Origin of the sequence: Citrobacter sp. wls829, from assembly GCF_005280825.1 — a bacterium.
Taxonomy (GTDB): Bacteria; Pseudomonadota; Gammaproteobacteria; order Enterobacterales; family Enterobacteriaceae; genus Citrobacter; species Citrobacter gillenii.
Map to the genome: position 1 here is coordinate 36,429 of NZ_SZWP01000032.1, position 17,638 is coordinate 54,066.

A 17,638-nucleotide genomic window follows, 5' to 3' on the forward strand; every position below is an offset into this window, starting at 1 on the left:
TTTTGCGGATGCCGATAGATAATCAACCAATGATTAAAGCGGGCCGCTATAGCGTAACCCCTCGATGAGGATAAAAAAAATGAGTATTGATCGTACCTCACCATTGAAGCCAGTTAGTACTGTCCAGCCGCGCGAAGCCAGCGACACGTTGGTCCAAAAAACGCGTAAGGAAAAAACGTCCACGACCAACAGCACTAGCGTCATGTTGAGCGACGCGCAGGCAAAGCTGATGCAACCCGGCACCAACGACATCAATATGGAGCGCGTTGAAGCACTGAAAACCGCCATCCGTAACGGTGAGTTGAAAATGGATACCGGAAAAATTGCCGACTCGCTGATCCGCGAGGCGCAGAGCTACTTACAGAGTAAATAAAGTATGACGCGTTTGTCAGAAATACTTGATCAGATGACGACTGTCCTGAATGACCTGAAAACGGTGATGGATGCTGAGCAGCAGCAACTTTCCGCAGGCCACATTCACGGTAGCCAGCTACAGCGTATTACAGAAGAAAAAAGTTCTTTGCTGGCAACCCTGGATTACCTGGAGCAGCAGCGACGTCTTGAGCACGACGCGACGCGCAGCGCTAATGATGATATTGCCCAACGCTGGCAGACGATTACCACTAAAACGCAGCATTTACGCGATCTCAACCAGCATAATGGTTGGCTGTTGGAAGGACAAATCGAGCGCAATCAACAGGCGCTCGAGGTGCTTAAACCGCATCAGGAACCCACGCTGTATGGCGCTAACGGCCAAACATCTTCAGCCCATCGCGGCGGAAAGAAATTCTCAATTTGACGAATGCCTGACGGCTCGTAGCTTTCAGGCCTGCGTGTTTTGCAGGCCGGATAAGGTGATCCCCTCATCCGGCAGTATGTTCATTATGCCGTTCGGCGCACAAACTCTTTCACTTTAAAGCCCAGCACGGCCAGCGCGGCAAAGTAAGCAGTAATACCGACCAACACCACCGCCATTAAGCGCAGCAGACGCCACAGCATCGTCCCCTGAGACCACTCCGGCATAATGTACAGCATCCCCACCAGCGCCGCAGACATCACCAGCACAGAGATCACCAGACGCGCCAGGAACCAGGCCCAACCCGGCTGTGGCGTGAATATTTTCTGTTTACGCAACTGCCAGTACAGCAGCGAGGCGTTCAGACAGGCCGCCAGACCGATCGACAGCGACAGCCCGGCATGTTTCAACGGACCGATAAACGCCAAGTTCATCACCTGGGTCATAATCAGCGTCACGATGGCAATTTTCACCGGCGTTTTAATGTCCTGACGGGAGTAAAATCCGGGGGCCAATACTTTCACCACGATCAGGCCAATCAGGCCGACCGAATACGCTACCAGCGCGCGCTGGGTCATGGACGCATCAAAAGCGGTAAACTTACCGTACTGGAACAATGAAACCGTCAGCGGCTTTGCCAGGATCCCCAATGCCACCGCACTGGGCAAAGCAAGCAGGAAGCACAGGCGTAAACCCCAGTCCATCAGGCGACAATATTCATCATGGTTACCGCTGGAAAAACTTTTTGACAGCGAGGGCAGCAGAATAGTGCCCAGCGCGACGCCCAGAACACCTGACGGGAACTCCATCAAACGGTCAGCGTAGTACATCCAGGAAACCGAACCTGAAGCCAGAAATGACGCGAAAATCGTGTTGATAATCAGGGAAATCTGGCTGACGGAAACGCCGAGGATCGCCGGCCCCATCTGCTTCACTACGCGCATCGCGCCCGCATCACGAAAATTCACGCGCGGCAGCACCAGCATGCCAATTTTCTTCAAGTGCGGAAGCTGATAAACCAGTTGCAGCACACCACCGACGGTCACGGCCCACGCCAGCGCCAGCACCGGCGGATTAAAATACGGAGCGGCAAACAGCGCAAAACCGATCATGCTGATGTTGAGAAACGTCGGCGCAAACGCCGGAATAGAGAAACGGTTCCAGGTATTCAGAATCGCACCCGCCAACGAGGCCAGCGAAATCAACAGAATATAAGGAAAGGTTATCTGCAACAGCTGGGTAGTCAGCGTAAATTTGTCAGCAGTATCGGCAAAGCCTGGCGCGGTGACCATGATCACCCACGGCGCGGCAAGCATCCCGGCAACCGTCACAACGGCCAACGCCAGCGTCAGCAAGCCAGACACGTAGGAAACAAACACGCGGGTGGCGTCTTCGCCCTGCTTACTTTTGTATTCAGCCAGAATAGGGACAAATGCCTGAGAAAATGCGCCTTCAGCAAAAATTCGACGCAGCAGGTTAGGAAGTTTGAATGCCACAAAAAAGGCATCGGTCGCCATCCCTGCACCAAAGATTCTGGCGACGATCGCATCACGCGCAAAACCCAGCACGCGTGAGAACATCGTCATTGAGCTGACGGCTGCCAGTGACTTTAATAAATTCATCTATGTTGTATTCCAGACTCTGAGGCAAAACCCCGTATAACCAACATCGCCATCCGGCAATGTCACTGTGCCTGATGGCGACGCCGCAGCGTCTTATCAGGCCTACAAGCCAGCCTATGGTTGAAAAGAGGTGTTATTTTGAGTGGGCATATATACCCGTCATACTTCAAGCTGCATGTGCGTTGGCTGCGCTCGCTCACCCGAATCACTTACCTGAGTAAGCTCACCGGGATTCACTCCCTTGCCGCCTGCCTGCAACTCGAATTATTTTGGGTATAGTACCTGGATTATGCTGAATTACTACCGCCAGATGTTACAGGGGGTTATTCGTCCATCGCATCCCGCCACAGCTTTTCCACCACGCGCTGCGCCAGAATAGCCTGCTCACCCGCTGTCTCAGGAACTGTCTGATTTTGCACGCATTCAATAAAATGGCGCGCACATCCGGTAAAGCCTCTCTGCTCCAGCGTCGTTTGCCAGCCGGGTATCGGTTGCTGAACGACACCGTGTCCGCGCTCCTCACGCCATTCACGCATATCCGTGACATCAATTAACCCACCGTCGATAACCGCCTGCACGCTCTCGCGCTGACTGCCCGCACGGCGATGCATACTGGTCGTTATCTGCAGCCGGTCGACGTAGAAATGGTGTTCTGCATACAGCATTGCTCCGGACTCGTTGGTTAACAGCGTGCCGCTATTTAGCTGTGCCTTTCCCCCTGCCAGCCACAGCGCGGTGTCCACCACATGCAGATAGTCATCCAGCAGCGTAAAACGCAGATCGTGTGGCCCGACGCTATCGCTGCGATGCTTATCCATGCGGATGGAGGCCGGCTGGCTTAACTGCGACTTTAACTCGCGATACAGCGGCGCAAACCGGCGGTTAAATCCGACCATCAACGTCAGTTTTTTTCGCGCCGCCAGCTCCACCAGTTGTTCCGCATCACGCAGGTTTTCCGCCAGCGGTTTATCCACGCAAACGTGTACCCCGGCATGAAGCAATTCGCTGACTACCGCATGGTGCGTCGCAGTACTGGAGTGTACGAAAACCGCATCACAGGTTGCCGCCAGGTTTTGTAATGAATCAACATACGGCATGCGCCAGGCTGCACAAATCCGTTCTGCTTTCTCACGCGAAGGTGACCAGGCCCCCTGTAACGTCCAGTCCGCAGCGGCACCCAACACGGGTAGCCAGGCCTTTTGCGCGATGCCGCCCAACCCGACGACACCGATACGAAGTTTTTTCACGTTACTCTCCCAGATGCGCCAGCAAGGATTCGAGCCGCTGTTTTAACTCAGCGACTTCGCTTTCCAGCACCTCAACGCGCGCCAGCAAATCGCTGGATGCCGCCTGAGGCTCATCGGCGGTTGTCACCATCGTCAGATCGACGTCGCCACAGAACAGATGCATATAGCGGCTTTCGCGTTTTCCCGGTTCACGCGCCAGACGGACCACGTAAGGACCATCTTCGCGGGTGGCCAGCTGTTCCAGCGTTGACTCCACTTCCGCCACATCGCTGAATTCATACATGCGGGATGCGCGACTACGCAGTTCGCCCGGCGTCTGCGCACCGCGCAGTAACAGCGTGGTGATCAAGGCCACCTCACCGGCGCTGAGTTTAAGGTTACCAAACTCTGAATTGCAGAAGCGCTGTTCGTACTTGGTCACACGATTGCCGAATCCGCTCACCGTACGCAAGAAATGGCGTTTCACCAGATTATCGAGCTGATCCTGCACCTCCGATTCCGACAGATTCATCACCGGTTCACGATTAGTTTTTTGGTTGCAGGCAGTCACGACACCATTCACGGAGAGCGGATATTGTTCCGGCGTAGTCACCTGTTTTTCCAGCAAACAGCCAATCACGCGTGCTTCGGTAGCGGTTAATTCATATTTCATCGTCTTCTCCATTCATCAGCCAATACAGCTGAAACTTAGCGACCGGGGGTCCATTCTGATGTTGTTAACGCCGTCAGCACATGATCGCGCCACTGCCCATCTATCAGCAGATAGTCTTTGGCATAACCTTCTTTTTCAAATCCAAGCCGCGCCAGCAAATCGCCGCTACGTTTATTGTGTGGCATATAGTTCGCCATAATGCGATGAATATGCTGCGTACGCTGCATATAGCGAATGGCTGCAACCAATGCCTCGTACATCAATCCCTGCCCTTGCCACTTTTGCGCAATGGAATAGCCGAGATAGCAGGCATGAAACGATCCACGCACAACGTTGGAGAAATTTGCAACACCGATAATCTCTTTCTCTTCCGGGTCGAGCAGCGCAAAGTAATAGGCAGAGCCTTGTTTATGAAACTCGGTGATCATACTCAGACGCGCCTGCCAGCCAGAGGGATAGCAGTGGCTTTCATCGCGAATAGGCTCCCAGGGCTTTAAGAAATGACGATTCTCTGCGTAATAATCTGCCAGACGCCAGGCATCACGCTCATGCACTAAACGCACGACCAGGCGGTCCGTGGTTAAGCGCACTTTTGGCACGTTACTGCGATAGCCAAACATTCTATACCTACTCCTTCCCGCACCGTTTTCAATACGCTATTCGCGATACTATACCTGTACAAATATGCCCGATGAAAAGAGCAAAACACCATTTCTTGAATTATTCACACATTTTGATGAAAACTCTCTATCAAGACCGACTTTTGATAAAAAAATATTGTCCCGCCGAGGGTGGGAAAAGGTCAGACAACCCCGCAGAATAGACAGGCTTACCGTTAAAACTCTAAACAGAGTGACGAGTTTTTCCCTGGAGGGGAAATGTCGCAAGTCTCGCAGGCGAGGAACCTGGGTAAATATTTCCTGCTTATCGATAATATGCTGGTCGTGCTGGGCTTCTTCGTCGTCTTCCCGCTGATCTCGATTCGTTTCGTCGACCAAATGGGTTGGGCCGCCGTGATGGTCGGCATCGCGCTCGGGTTACGTCAATTTATTCAGCAGGGTTTGGGAATTTTTGGCGGGGCCATTGCCGACCGTTTTGGCGCAAAACCGATGATTGTCACCGGCATGCTGATGCGCGCCGCCGGGTTTGCGACGATGGGAATCGCCCATGAACCCTGGCTTCTGTGGTTTTCCTGTTTTCTCTCCGGGCTGGGCGGCACGCTGTTCGATCCCCCCCGTTCGGCGCTGGTGGTCAAACTGATCCGCCCGGAAAAGCGTGGACGCTTCTTCTCCATCCTGATGATGCAGGACAGCGCCGGGGCGGTCATTGGGGCATTACTGGGAAGCTGGCTGTTACAGTATGACTTCAGGCTGGTCTGCGCCACCGGGGCCATTATCTTCATCCTGTGCGCCGCCTTTAACGCCTGGTTGCTTCCTGCGTGGAAACTATCGACAGTGAAAATTCCGGTGCGTGAAGGGATGAACCACGTGATGCATGACAAGCGATTTGTCACTTACGTGCTGACGCTGGCAGGTTACTACATGCTGGCAGTCCAGGTGATGCTGATGCTGCCGATTATGGTTAACGACATTGCAGGATCCCCGGCGGCCGTCAAATGGATGTATGCCATCGAGGCGTGCCTCTCGTTAACGTTGCTCTACCCGATTGCCCGCTGGAGCGAAAAACGTTTTCGCCTTGAACACCGTCTGATGGCCGGTCTGTTAATCATGTCACTCAGCATGATGCCTATTGGGTTGGTCGGAAACCTACAGCAGCTCTTCACTCTGATCTGCACGTTCTATATCGGCTCCATTATTGCTGAGCCAGCACGTGAAACGCTCAGCGCCTCGCTGGCGAGCGCACGGGCCCGGGGGAGCTATATGGGTTTTAGTCGGCTGGGACTCGCCATCGGCGGCGCCATAGGCTACATCGGCGGCGGCTGGCTGTTTGATATGGGTAAGGCACTGTCGCAGCCCGAGTTACCGTGGATGATGCTGGGTGTTATCGGCATTATCACCTTCCTGGCGCTGGGCTGGCAGTTCAGCCACAAACGCACGACGCGTGGCATGCTGGAGCCTGATGCCTGACGCGTAACCCTCAGCCCGGACACCTTTTCAGTTTTTTCTGCTGGTGTCCGGGGCACTGGTACTGGATGCTGCTTTGTGTCACGATTACGCCATAAGCATCATGTTGAGGAACCCCATGAAAAAGTTTTTTTTTGCTGCTGCACTCATTGTCAGCGGCCTGTTGGTTGGTTGTAATCAACTCACACAATACACGGTAAGCGAGCAAGAAATTAACCAGGCGCTGGCAAAGCATAATAATTTTTCGAAAGATATCGGTTTGCCCGGCGTTGCTGAAGCCCACATCGTGCTGAGCAATCTGACCAGCCAGATCGGTCGTGAAGAACCCAATAAAGTGACCCTGACCGGCGACGCCAACCTGGACATGAACTCACTATTTGGCAGCCAGAAAGCGACAATGAAGCTGAAGTTAAAAGCATTACCGGTGTTCAATAAAGAAAAAGGCGCGATTTATCTGCAAGAGATGGAAGTGGTTGATGCGACCGTCACACCAGAAAAAATGCAGTCGGTATTACAAACTCTGATGCCGTATTTAAACCAGTCGCTGCGCAATTATTTCAACCAGCAACCGGCATACGTCCTGCGTGAAGACAGCAGTGAAGGCGAAGCGCTGGCGAAAAAGCTGGCAAAAGGAATTGAAGTAAAACCGGGTGAAATCATCATCCCGTTCACCGATTAACACACCAAAGGGCGCATCAGCGCCCTTTTCTATCAGAGGTTACTTTTCCTCTGTCTGCATCGTCATAGTATGGTCATCAAGCACGATTTTACGTGCCTCATCGGGATCGAGATCGTGGCGTTTGACTACCAAGCGCCAGTTTCCCTGGGCCATATCAGGATCGCGAAACAGAGCCGCAATCGCCACAAATTGTGTTCCCTCCTCCATCGGCATATCCAGCGTCACGGCGCTATTGGGTTTCACCACCACAAACTGCTCAGCCAGTAAATCCTCTTTTAATAAGTTAGCCCCGTCACCGACCAGTTGTTCGTACTGAGTTTGATTAAAACGCTTCTCATCTTTTAACTGGTAAATACGCACTATAACCGACTGCGGCGCGCTGTTTTGCTCGCGGCTGTCAGTATTGAGCGCGGCCCGGCCAGAGATATCAAGATGTAATACCTTAATCTGTTTATAAAAAAGAGAGCTTGCGGCGGAACGAGTACCGTCACTCACTGACTGAAGTAGGCCGCAGCCACTGAGTATTAATGCCAGTACGGGAAAATGTATTTCAATTTAAAAACGGTAATGAACACGCTGTATGTCCTTATTTATTATAGCGGATGTCAGACCACGGTAATGTCCCAGTTCTACAGTGAAGTCGTCCGGTAAGTCCCTGTCTCCTTGTTGCAGACCATTAACACAGGTAAGACCCAGCCGCACGGGTGACTCACCCAGCACAGGCACAGGAAGCAGATGGGTGGGTAGAGTCAACATAATCCGCGCCCGATAGCGCCACCCCAGATAAACGCGCAGCAATACCAACAAGTCGGTCAAAAGCGCCCCATCGGGTAACCAGCCTTCCGTTTCCGTTGCATCATCAGTAACGAGTGAAATTAACAACTGACTGGCTGCATCGGTTGCTTCATCCCCCAGTACCGTATGACCATCCAGCCTTAATGGCTGTTCATCAAGCAGCCCTGCAGGTTGTCGTATTGCCACTGTACGCAGATCGTGTGGTGTGACGTCGGTACGCGTGTTCGGTGCCAGTAAGTTGACCAGCCGTGCAATACCCTCTGCCGTTCTCCCAGGCTGGCGCATGATCCCCAACAGGGCGAGGAAACGCGATGACGGTGTGGCAATATGCTCCTGTGTACCGGCGATCCCTAAGCCAATGAGCCCCAATAAGCAGCGAGAGGTACTATCGATTCCCCCCGCTTCAAAGGTGGCCGGGTAACTGTATTTTCGCCAGATGCGGTAAAACTGCGTCAAAATACGATGGTTGAAAATATCGAGGAAGGTTTCCAGTACCTCGTGGCCATCGCGCCTTTGCGTAATGTCATCTATGTATGTCGTTGGCAGCGGTGAATCCACACCGTAAAGCCCCATGAAGGTTGAGCGGACCGTAAGAGGGGCATCGGGATGATCTGGATCGCACTCAATCGCTTTCAGTTCACTAGCGGGAAACCCTACTCCAGGATGGGGGCGAAAACGCACCATATCATCATGCGGGTTATCACTTTCCCCCAGTCGGTGAGCGCCGTGGTTTTCCAGTAGCTGGCAAAATCGATAAAAATTAATATGACCAATATCTTCTTTCAGACGTGATGTTAGCGCATCCCTGGATTGCGCGGGTTTTCGTCCCATGCAAGCTGCTCCCCGGTCGGTTGTAAGATAAGAATCAACCGATTAAACAGGTGGATGTCGGTATAGAGTGCAAAAAAGCGATTAAGCATTTCACCAAACAAGCTGATGTCTCCGCGACCGGCAAAACCATTGCTATCAATGGTGACCTCTAAACGTTCAATAATGAGTGCCGTTTTATCGCATGCTAATGTGATTTTTTTCGCCGTTGAGATATAAACCTCCCCGTCCTTACTTTGTATTTTCATATCTTTCATGGCAGTAAGCTCCATGTTGTCATCTTGCGCCTGTATCTCAACCTTGCCTTTGTTGGCAAAAATCTTAATCCCCAACGTTTTAGCAAACAGGCTGATAATCTCTCCAGCGGCGACGGTAAATTTTTTGAACACGCTGAAATCACTGTTTTCAGCCGAGGTCTGCATAAAATTCTTACCCGTACTAATTTGAATACTTTCCGGAGATACCTGTGCAATACCCGCTGGCGCACTCAACAGCAAAGCCGCTTGCTGTAAATCTTTTAGCGACCCTTCCATCAGACTTTTTTGCGCTGCTACTTGTGCAAGCTCTGCGTTGGCCGTTTTCACCGCCTCGCTCAGCGATTGCGCCAGTCCTTGCGCCTGTTGCAGGGTTTCCAGCGCCGCTTTCATTTCAAGCTGTAGGCCCTGCGCCTTTGCCTGCATATCGGCACTGATAAACAGCCCTTGTCCGCCGCGTATCGTCCCCCATTTGTCCGTGCGCAGCTCAAACCCTTCCCCACGTTTCTGCTTGCCGCTGTCCACGATATGACCAAGATTTAGCTGGCTCTTCCCGCCGTACTCCGTCGAGAGCTTGATATGCTCCTGCCCACGGGTGTCATCGAGGCGGAATTTGTTGTTCGTGGGAGTACGCAGGACATTGCGTTTATCGTTGCGGATGGTGACATGGTCAGGATGGGCTGAGTCATGCAGCGCATGGGCGATATACGGCCGGTCCGGATCGCCATTTTCAAACGCAATAGCCACTTCCGTGCCGGCCAGCAGCGGCAGATGAAAACCATAGGTATCTCCAGCATACTGTCTGGCCTGACGCACCCACAGACTTTCGTACCCGGCGGGCCATGTATCGCGGTCAAAGAGTAAATTGACCCGATAGCGTCCGTCTTTATCGATATGCCCGTAGAGATCGCCTGGCTGGGTACTGGTCACCCGAGCAGGCAAAGTGCCCGCCATCACAGGTTTCTCCGGCGAAGGTGCGCGAAAACAGTAACGTTCAGAACAGGGTATTGCCTCAAACTCCAGCGTATAGCTACGGTCGCGAGCGGCACGGGTGTGAATCGCGGTGATGACCACGCCATGGGCAAACATATCTGGGGCCTCACCGCCGGTCACCTTCAGCGCCTGGCCAGGCATTAATGTTACGCTGTTGCTGGTGCCCCCCAATCGCGTCTGCCCGTTGAGATAGCGTTCGTGGCGGATACGGGCATAAAATCCCCCGCTCTCAATAGTCTGCGGGCTACCGGCCTCACGAAAATTATCTGCGTAATGATACGCTTCACCACGGGTAATTTTGTCGCCCGCAGTGACATCCATCGAGCTGTCCATGTCCCTTTGGGCGTCACGGTAGTTGTAGTCTCGGGTGGTAACCGTGTTTTCAACCACCGAATGCGACGAATTCAGCGCCCATGCGGCTTCAACTGTGCCGTCGTACATACCGGACGGGTGGCGCAGCGGTAGAGTGATTCCCTGTTCATATCCCTGCTGATCGTCGTAAAACTCTATCACCTCGATTTTCAGCCGTGAATCTGCCGCGAAACGGAACCAGATCCCGGTCTCCGCCAGCAACCGTGACAGAAACGTCAGGTCATTCTCGCCGTACTGCATCACCTGTTCGCGACGTGGGTACTCATTATTCAGCTTAAAAACAAAATCCTGACCGCGCAGACCATGACGTTCACGCAGGATTTTTTCTGTAATCTGCGAGACGGACATATCCTGGAAAATCGCGCTCTGATGACTGCGGGAAAATAGCGCCAGACGGGGTTCCAGTCGCACCTCGTAATGCGTTTCGTCACGTGAGGTAGACAGACACTTAAATGCAGTAATCACCCCATGCAATGTGCGCTGCGGAGTCATCACCGCCATCCCCTGTTCCGGCGGTGCGCACAAGCTGAACGAAGCGTCCTGCATCAATACCGCTTCCGGCGTAATACCATGATTAGTGCTGGTGAACTGAATGTCATACCGAAAAGGTTGGCTGAGATATTCATGCCCTTTGAAAGCCAGAACGTCTGGCTCAAACTCCAGCCCACGAATAGTCAGTTTATTATGGTTGTGATCAAACAACATTTTGTGCCCTCCTGGCGTTCGGGCATGCTACCGCCCATGGCCGTAACCCTATGCCCATTAAGGTAATACTTCCCCGTTCTCAGTAACCGCGTTGAATGTCCCTACTGATCAACACATGAAATTGGCGAAGCCCAACGTTGCCATTCGCCTGTGTTATGCGGCGAAACTGACCAGTAGTGAGTCAAGCCAGCAGTCCAGTCCCCACCAGAGTAGTCCCACCGCAAACAGGCCCAACATCAGCCGAATTCGCCCGTCACGCAGCCATAAACCCAGCGTGCTTCGCGCAGGTAAGGTATTAAGTACCGGTTGTGATTCCTGAAACTGAAAAGCGGGAATACGCGACGTCAGTTCATTGAGTAACGCTGTCCGTGTTGGTGCGTCCGGACTCAGTCCACCGAGAAATCCCAACATCAATACCCGATGGAAACAGGTAAGCACCGTTGGTTCCGGTGCCGGCTCGCGCAGAACACCACGCATCCGTTCATACAACGCTTCTCCGGCGTCGAGGGTGTTGAAGTAGTGCGTCTGGAGGGGGGACTGATACCACACTAGACTGGCATCATCCTGTACCTCGCGACTTTTCACCGCCTCATCCAACAGTGCGCAGCAGGCATAGGTGATGTGCAGCATGTTTTCCTCGGTTAACCCCGCCGTACGCATCACCTCTCGCACACGCGTCACATTATCCGCGCACGTCTGCCACAACCGCCGCCCTTCTCCGGGAGCAAACTGTTCCCCCTGGCGTAATCTCACGGTCTGAAGCCAAATCTCGGCCAGACATTCATCGACGTTGAAGGTCATGTGCGCAGCACCGCAAACAACTCAAGCTCGAGTTCACCCAACGTGCCCGGCACATAAAATACGCAGACGCCAGAGTCCAGCATTCTCTGGGCCGACGGATGATTGAGATCGAGGGAGAAATACTGATTTTCCAGGCGCAGGGGAATCGCCGCCGGGACGTGAGTTTGCGCTTTCAGCGGGATGCCATTTAGCGCAATATTCACGACCTGGTTTACATCGTCCGGGCTCCCCGCCTTGCATAATTGTGGGAACTGGTTATAAAGCTGTGCAGTTGGCAGTGATGAACGAACCGACAGCCAAAAGTCAGCACCTTCACGCAGACGGGGATCGTGTAGTCGGGCGGTCCATTGATGCAGACGAAGATCGCGTTCCATATCAATGGCGATGACCCGTGATGGCAGACTGGTTTCCAACAATCTGTTCAACAACCTGAACAACGGCAAAAACGTGTTGCTTAAATCATCGTGCTGATACGGCGGAATAGCGCCAATCTCATGTTCCAGCGAGAACGTCAGCAGCGCCCCCGCTAGCCGCGCCAACTCCTGATACACGCGTTCCGGATGCACCTGTGGGAAACGCTGGTACATCCCCAGGACGGGTTCGGCGGTATTTAGCGCATTGAGCAGCCAAAATAACGAGACGTCTGCTACAGCAAAATCCGCCATCCGCTCATTACTTTCCCGACGCATTGCCATCAAACGGATAATGCGAGCACGCAGCTGCGTCAATAACACCTCTGTCTTATCGCACAACCCGTGATTACCGCGCATCGCCAGTAGCGGCGGGATGAACGTCCCATCAAGGACATAATGCCCCTGTACGTCTCTAAATATCCGAGCTACCGGGCAGGTGAGGTAATTGGCATTATCCTGAGTTGAAAGCCGTAGCGTGAGTTCATGTTGCATCACCGCCATCGGCTTTATGTCATCATCAAACTGGTTGCGTACATCGCGCCACACCTGGCGGTAACGCACCGGATATTCAGCAATGTCTTCCGTTTGCAGGCAATTTCGGTCATTTGAATAAAGCTGAGGAAGGGCCAACAGCACTGTGGCTTCGTTTGTCTCCCTCGTCAAAGTTAACGTTGGAGGTAGGGCATCCATCTGCTCAGTATCTATCTGAGTACCGTCCTGAAATCGTAAGTTCAGGCAAAGGGGTTTCAGTTGCCCTTGTGTCAGTACTTGTGAATCAAATTCTGCACGCCATATCCCCCACGGATGCATAACGCTCATTTGGGCTATACCCTGGTCATCACGGGAATTAAGCAACGTTTGCTGTTGAAAATACTGGGGAGAAAGGAGGATCCCTTTTGTCCATAGCGGACGAAAAATCTTCATTGCACCTCCTGTGCCATAACATTTTTATTCAAACATCCAGAAATCAAATAGATTAATAAAAATCATTTATTGTGTGATTAATTATATCAATGCATATAATTACACACGGAAACAAAAAAATTAAGTCTTATTTAACGGTTAAACATTTGGCGCGTTGAGCAGTGATATTTATCTACTGCTGGTGACGCTTACAGACAGCTCGCTTTTTTTTCGTGCAAACGAAAACGTTTCCGCTTATCCTTTGTTTCCGGCAAAAAAGACTATCCTCAGCCGGAGCATATTGATGACTGCACCATCCCAGGTATTAAAGATCCGCCGCCCAGACGACTGGCATCTTCACTTTCGCGATGGCGACATGTTGAAAACTGTCGTGCCCTATACCAGTGAAATTTATGGACGCGCAATTGTCATGCCGAACCTGGCACCGCCCGTCACTACTGTTGACGCAGCCATCGCTTACCGTCAGCGTATACTGGACGCCGTACCTGCCGGACACGATTTCACCCCGTTAATGACCTGCTATCTGACGGACACGCTGGATCCCAACGAACTGGAGCGCGGGTTCAACGAAGGTGTTTTCACCGCCGCCAAACTCTACCCGGCTAACGCCACCACCAACTCTACTCACGGCGTGACCTCTATTGATGCCATCATGCCGGTTCTGGAACGGATGGAAAAACTCGGCATGCCTTTGCTGGTACACGGTGAAGTCACGCACGCGGAAATCGATATATTCGATCGCGAAGCACGCTTTATTGACACGGTGATGGAGCCATTGCGGTCGCGTCTGACCGCGCTGAAAGTGGTGTTTGAACATATCACCACTAAAGACGCCGCCGACTACGTGCGTGACGGCAATGATCTGCTGGCAGCGACCATTACCCCGCAGCATTTGATGTTTAACCGTAACCATATGCTGGTCGGGGGCATTCGTCCGCATCTGTATTGCCTGCCTATTCTCAAGCGAAACATCCACCAGCAGGCGCTGCGTGAACTGGTCGCCAGTGGTTTCAGCCGGGCGTTCCTCGGCACTGACTCGGCGCCGCATGCGCGTCATCGTAAAGAATCCAGCTGCGGCTGCGCGGGGTGTTTTAATGCCCCTACCGCACTCGCCAGTTATGCCACCGTCTTCGAAGAGATGAACGCCCTGGCCCATTTCGAGGCCTTCTGCTCGCTTAACGGTCCTCGCTTCTACGGACTGCCGGTTAACGACACCTTTATTGAACTGGTTAAAGAAGAGCAGCAGATACCGGAAAGTATCGCGCTGGAGGGAGACACGCTGGTGCCTTTCCTCGGCGGTGAAACAGTACGCTGGTCAGTGAAACGCTAAAAAAATGTCGCAACCTGTTGTCAACTGGCGAAGTTAACTGTATAAATAACCAGTATATTCAACAGGGGGCTATTATGCGTATTGAAGTCACTATTGCCAAAACTTCACCTTTGCCTGCTGGCGCCATTGACGCGTTGGCAGGTGAACTCTCCCATCGTATTCACCATCATTTTCCGGATAACGCCGGTAACGTCACCGTTCGTTATGCCGGCACAAACAATCTGTCGGTCATTGGCGCGACAAAAGAGGACAAAGAACGCATCAGCGAGATCCTGCAAGAAACATGGGAAAGCGCGGATGACTGGTTCATTAATGAATAAAAAATGATATGCAGTGATGTTTTTTGCCGGGTCGCCCCGGCTTTTTTTATTTTCCCGTATCATAAAGATTTCGAGCAATCTCTCTCAACAAAACAGTTAATGTTTATTTACATGCTGATTATCTTTTAGTCAAAACCACAAAATAACTGCACAACATGCTAAAAAAATATGAATGACATGCCGGTTTATCGTTCAGATAACACTTAAAACAAAAAAATTATGCCCTGTCCTCTTTAAATTTTCAGTGAATACCCTTATTTATTGATATACTGAACTTGCTTCAGAAAAAAACGCATTGAACCTCGAAAACCGTTGTCTAGTAACACGAATTAGGGGGCATGATGGAAAAGAATAATGAAGTCATTCAGACTCATCCGCTTGTAGGATGGGACATCAGCACCGTTGATAGCTATGATGCGCTGATGCTGCGTTTGCACTACCAGACCCCGAATCGTCCAGACCCAAATGGGACTGAAGTTGGTCAAACGCTCTGGTTAACCACTGATGTTGCCAGGCAATTTATTTCAATATTAGAAGCCGGAATCGCCAAAATTGAATCAGGTGATTTCCCCGCTAATGAGTATCAGCGTCATTAAATCTGATGCACCCAACCTTCAAAAGGCACCTTAACGGTGCCTTTCTTATTTGATAGTTGAATAATGCGGGTCAGTTATTTACCCTGCTACTATCGCGATTGCAGAGAGAAGCGGATGAAATACGACTTAATCATTATTGGCAGCGGTTCCGTAGGCGCCGCCGCCGGATACTATGCCACGCGCGCCGGTCTGAATGTACTGATGATCGATGCACATATGCCGCCGCACCAACAGGGTAGCCATCACGGCGATACACGCTTAATTCGTCATGCCTATGGCGAAGGTGAAAAATACGTTCCGTTGGTCCTGCGTGCGCAGACATTGTGGGATGAACTCGCCCAGCATAATGAAGAACCTGTGTTTGTCCGTTCTGGCGTTGTCAACCTCGGCCCGGCAGATTCCATGTTCTTATCTAACGTGGCGCAAAGCGCAAAACAGTGGCAGCTCAACGTTGAACAGTTGGATGCCGCTGCCATCATGGCCCGCTGGCCCGAAATTCGTGTCCCGGAAAACTATATCGGCCTGTTTGAGGCCGATTCAGGTTTTCTGCGCAGTGAGTTGGCCATTAAGACCTGGATTCGCCTGGCTGAGGAAGCAGGCTGCGCTCAGCTGTTTAAATGCCCGGTTACCGCGATTCACCATCATGATGATGGCGTAACGGTTGAGACCGCAGACGGCGACTATCACGCGAAAAAAGCGCTGGTGAGTGCCGGCACCTGGGTACAGGCATTAGTACCGGAATTGCCGATACAGCCAGTGCGCAAAGTGTTCGCGTGGTATCAGGCTGACGGGCGCTACAGCGTTAAAAACAATTTCCCGGCCTTCACCGGCGAATTGCCTAATGGCGATCAGTATTACGGTTTCCCGGCCGAGAACGACGAACTGAAGATTGGTAAACATAACGGCGGGCAGGTTATTCACTCAGCCGAAGAGCGCAAAGCGTTTGCCGCTGTCGCCAGCGATGGTTCAGAGGCTTTCCCGTTCCTGCGTTCTGTTCTGCCCGGCGTGGGATGTTGTCTGCACGGTGCGTCGTGCACCTACGATAACTCTCCGGATGAAGACTTTATTATTGATACGCTACCCGGACATGATAATACGCTTATTATTACCGGGCTAAGCGGTCACGGCTTTAAGTTTGCCTCGGTACTGGGGGAGATTGCGGCTGATTTTGCCCAGGACAAGCCGTCGGCCTTCGACCTGGCACCGTTCAAACTGAGCCGTTTTAAACGATAACCATGATATGGCCTCGCCACTGGGGCCATTTTATTGAAGGAATAATAGTGATGCGCCGCATCGTTGACTATCTGGTGAATAATATACGCGAGCATTTTATGCTCTACATTATTTTATGGTCTCTGCTGGCAATCATGGATGTAATATATATTATGTTTTTCTGATCTTAGCCTGCTGACAATAATTGACAGCAATTGAGATTTCTTTAATTTTTATTGTGATTAATTGAATAATCAGAAACCCTACAAAGTACCGCACATCAGGCTCTACCCGCCCATCTTTCTCTAAACACCTGATGATCAACTCATCATCACATCAAATTTATTGAATTAAAAATAAATATCATCACTCTTGTTATTTATTAGTTGCATTAATGTCTTTTACAGGCCATTTTCATTCACTTCTGAAATATTTATCGGTGTATTTATGCAATTCAATAATAGTCCACAGCGCTATGGTGTGGTGTCAGCCGTTTTGCACTGGCTGGTCGCGATTGCCGTGTATGGCATGTTTGCGTTGGGTTTATGGATGGTCACACTCAGCTATTACGATGGCTGGTACCACCAGGCACCTGAACTGCATAAAAGCATCGGCGTATTGCTGATGATGGGGCTGGTGATTCGCGTGGTCTGGCGGCTGTTCTCTCCTCCTCCTGCGGCATTGAAAAGCTATTCTCGCTTAACTCGTCTGGCTGCGGCCCTGGGCCACCTCAGTTTATATCTGCTGCTGTTCTCCATTGTCATCAGTGGGTATTTAATTTCGACCGCAGACGGCAAACCCATCAGCGTCTTTGGCTGGTTTGAGATCCCCGCCACGCTCGCCAACGCCGGGGCGCAGGCCGATCTCGCCGGAAGCCTGCACCTGTGGCTTGCCTGGAGCGTTGTGGTCCTCTCTCTTTTACATGGGCTGATGGCCCTGAAACACCACTTTATCGACAACGACGATACCCTTAATCGCATGTTGGGAAAATCGTCATCTGACTATGGAGCTTAAA

General features: G+C 51.8%; 19 protein-coding genes. 10 read left to right on the forward strand and 9 right to left on the reverse strand.

From position 1 onward, the window contains the following. Positions 1–79: 79 nt before the first annotated feature. Both flgM and flgN read left to right on the forward strand, forming a co-directional pair. Positions 80–373, forward strand: coding sequence for a flagellar biosynthesis anti-sigma factor FlgM (gene flgM / locus FDW88_RS04190; RefSeq protein WP_096757564.1), 294 nt, complete (start codon positions 80–82; stop codon positions 371–373). Positions 374–376: 3 nt separating this feature from the next. After that, complete coding sequence (gene flgN, locus FDW88_RS04195; RefSeq protein WP_115258870.1) at positions 377–799, forward strand: flagella biosynthesis chaperone FlgN; 423 nt, start codon at positions 377–379, stop codon at positions 797–799. An 83-nt stretch (positions 800–882) separates the two neighbouring features. On the opposite strand, the gene murJ is transcribed toward flgN, so the two are convergent. From murJ to rimJ, 4 genes are all read right to left on the reverse strand, one after another. Further along, the gene (gene murJ, locus FDW88_RS04200) at positions 883–2,418 is read right to left on the reverse strand and encodes a murein biosynthesis integral membrane protein MurJ (protein ID WP_096757566.1); all 1,536 of its coding nucleotides are present in this window, start codon (positions 2,416–2,418) and stop codon (positions 883–885) included. Positions 2,419–2,741: 323 nt separating this feature from the next. Continuing rightward, the gene (locus tag FDW88_RS04205) at positions 2,742–3,665 is read right to left on the reverse strand and encodes a Gfo/Idh/MocA family protein (RefSeq protein WP_137362081.1); all 924 of its coding nucleotides are present in this window, start codon (positions 3,663–3,665) and stop codon (positions 2,742–2,744) included. A 1-nt stretch (position 3,666) separates the two neighbouring features. Beyond that, the gene (locus FDW88_RS04210) at positions 3,667–4,317 is read right to left on the reverse strand and encodes a YceH family protein (protein ID WP_137362082.1); all 651 of its coding nucleotides are present in this window, start codon (positions 4,315–4,317) and stop codon (positions 3,667–3,669) included. Between the two features lie 35 nt (positions 4,318–4,352). After that, positions 4,353–4,937: a ribosomal protein S5-alanine N-acetyltransferase gene (gene rimJ, locus FDW88_RS04215; RefSeq protein WP_115258871.1), complete on the reverse strand. Its 585-nt coding sequence runs from the start codon at positions 4,935–4,937 to the stop codon at positions 4,353–4,355. Between the two features lie 258 nt (positions 4,938–5,195). Between rimJ and mdtH the strand changes: the two genes are divergently transcribed. Together mdtH and FDW88_RS04225 are read left to right on the forward strand one after the other, a co-directional pair. Beyond that, positions 5,196–6,404 carry a multidrug efflux MFS transporter MdtH gene (mdtH, locus tag FDW88_RS04220; protein WP_137362083.1) on the forward strand — a complete coding sequence of 403 codons (1,209 nt, stop codon included), beginning with the start codon at positions 5,196–5,198 and terminating at the stop codon, positions 6,402–6,404. Positions 6,405–6,519: 115 nt separating this feature from the next. Further along, positions 6,520–7,080: a lipoprotein gene (locus FDW88_RS04225; RefSeq protein WP_096757571.1), complete on the forward strand. Its 561-nt coding sequence runs from the start codon at positions 6,520–6,522 to the stop codon at positions 7,078–7,080. 39 nt (positions 7,081–7,119) lie between these two features. On the opposite strand, the gene tssJ is transcribed toward FDW88_RS04225, so the two are convergent. The 5 genes from tssJ to tssK form a co-directional block, all read right to left on the reverse strand. After that, entirely contained in the window at positions 7,120–7,635 is a 516-nt protein-coding gene (tssJ, locus tag FDW88_RS04230) for a type VI secretion system lipoprotein TssJ (protein WP_137362084.1), read from the reverse strand. Continuing rightward, the gene (tssG, locus tag FDW88_RS04235; RefSeq protein WP_137362085.1) at positions 7,636–8,706 is read right to left on the reverse strand and encodes a type VI secretion system baseplate subunit TssG; all 1,071 of its coding nucleotides are present in this window, start codon (positions 8,704–8,706) and stop codon (positions 7,636–7,638) included. It abuts the gene before it with no gap. Then, on the reverse strand, positions 8,670–11,027 hold the full coding sequence (gene vgrG, locus FDW88_RS04240; RefSeq protein ID WP_137362086.1) for a type VI secretion system Vgr family protein: 2,358 nt from the start codon (positions 11,025–11,027) through the stop codon (positions 8,670–8,672). The genes tssG and vgrG overlap by 37 nt, the downstream gene beginning before the upstream one ends. A 153-nt stretch (positions 11,028–11,180) precedes the next feature. Beyond that, entirely contained in the window at positions 11,181–11,828 is a 648-nt protein-coding gene (gene tssL / locus FDW88_RS04245; RefSeq protein ID WP_137362087.1) for a type VI secretion system protein TssL, short form, read from the reverse strand. Further along, entirely contained in the window at positions 11,825–13,165 is a 1,341-nt protein-coding gene (gene tssK, locus FDW88_RS04250; protein WP_137362088.1) for a type VI secretion system baseplate subunit TssK, read from the reverse strand. Before tssK ends, tssL begins: the two co-directional genes overlap by 4 nt. A 283-nt stretch (positions 13,166–13,448) precedes the next feature. On the opposite strand from tssK, the gene pyrC reads away from it, so the two are divergent. The 6 genes from pyrC (at position 13,449) to FDW88_RS04280 (ending at position 17,637) form a co-directional block, all read left to right on the forward strand. Further along, positions 13,449–14,495, forward strand: coding sequence for a dihydroorotase (pyrC, locus tag FDW88_RS04255; protein WP_137362089.1), 1,047 nt, complete (start codon positions 13,449–13,451; stop codon positions 14,493–14,495). A 74-nt stretch (positions 14,496–14,569) separates the two neighbouring features. After that, a complete protein-coding gene (gene dinI, locus FDW88_RS04260; RefSeq protein WP_137362090.1) occupies positions 14,570–14,815 on the forward strand; it encodes a DNA damage-inducible protein I in 246 nt (81 codons plus the stop codon). Between the two features lie 341 nt (positions 14,816–15,156). Beyond that, positions 15,157–15,411, forward strand: coding sequence for a biofilm formation regulator BssS (bssS, locus tag FDW88_RS04265; RefSeq protein WP_096757575.1), 255 nt, complete (start codon positions 15,157–15,159; stop codon positions 15,409–15,411). A gap of 114 nt (positions 15,412–15,525) precedes the next feature. Next, the gene (gene solA, locus FDW88_RS04270) at positions 15,526–16,644 is read left to right on the forward strand and encodes an N-methyl-L-tryptophan oxidase (RefSeq protein WP_137362091.1); all 1,119 of its coding nucleotides are present in this window, start codon (positions 15,526–15,528) and stop codon (positions 16,642–16,644) included. A 50-nt stretch (positions 16,645–16,694) separates the two neighbouring features. Further along, positions 16,695–16,808 carry a YceO family protein gene (locus FDW88_RS04275; RefSeq protein WP_096757577.1) on the forward strand — a complete coding sequence of 38 codons (114 nt, stop codon included), beginning with the start codon at positions 16,695–16,697 and terminating at the stop codon, positions 16,806–16,808. Between the two features lie 262 nt (positions 16,809–17,070). Next, entirely contained in the window at positions 17,071–17,637 is a 567-nt protein-coding gene (locus FDW88_RS04280; RefSeq protein ID WP_137362092.1) for a cytochrome b, read from the forward strand. Position 17,638 lies beyond the last annotated feature (1 nt).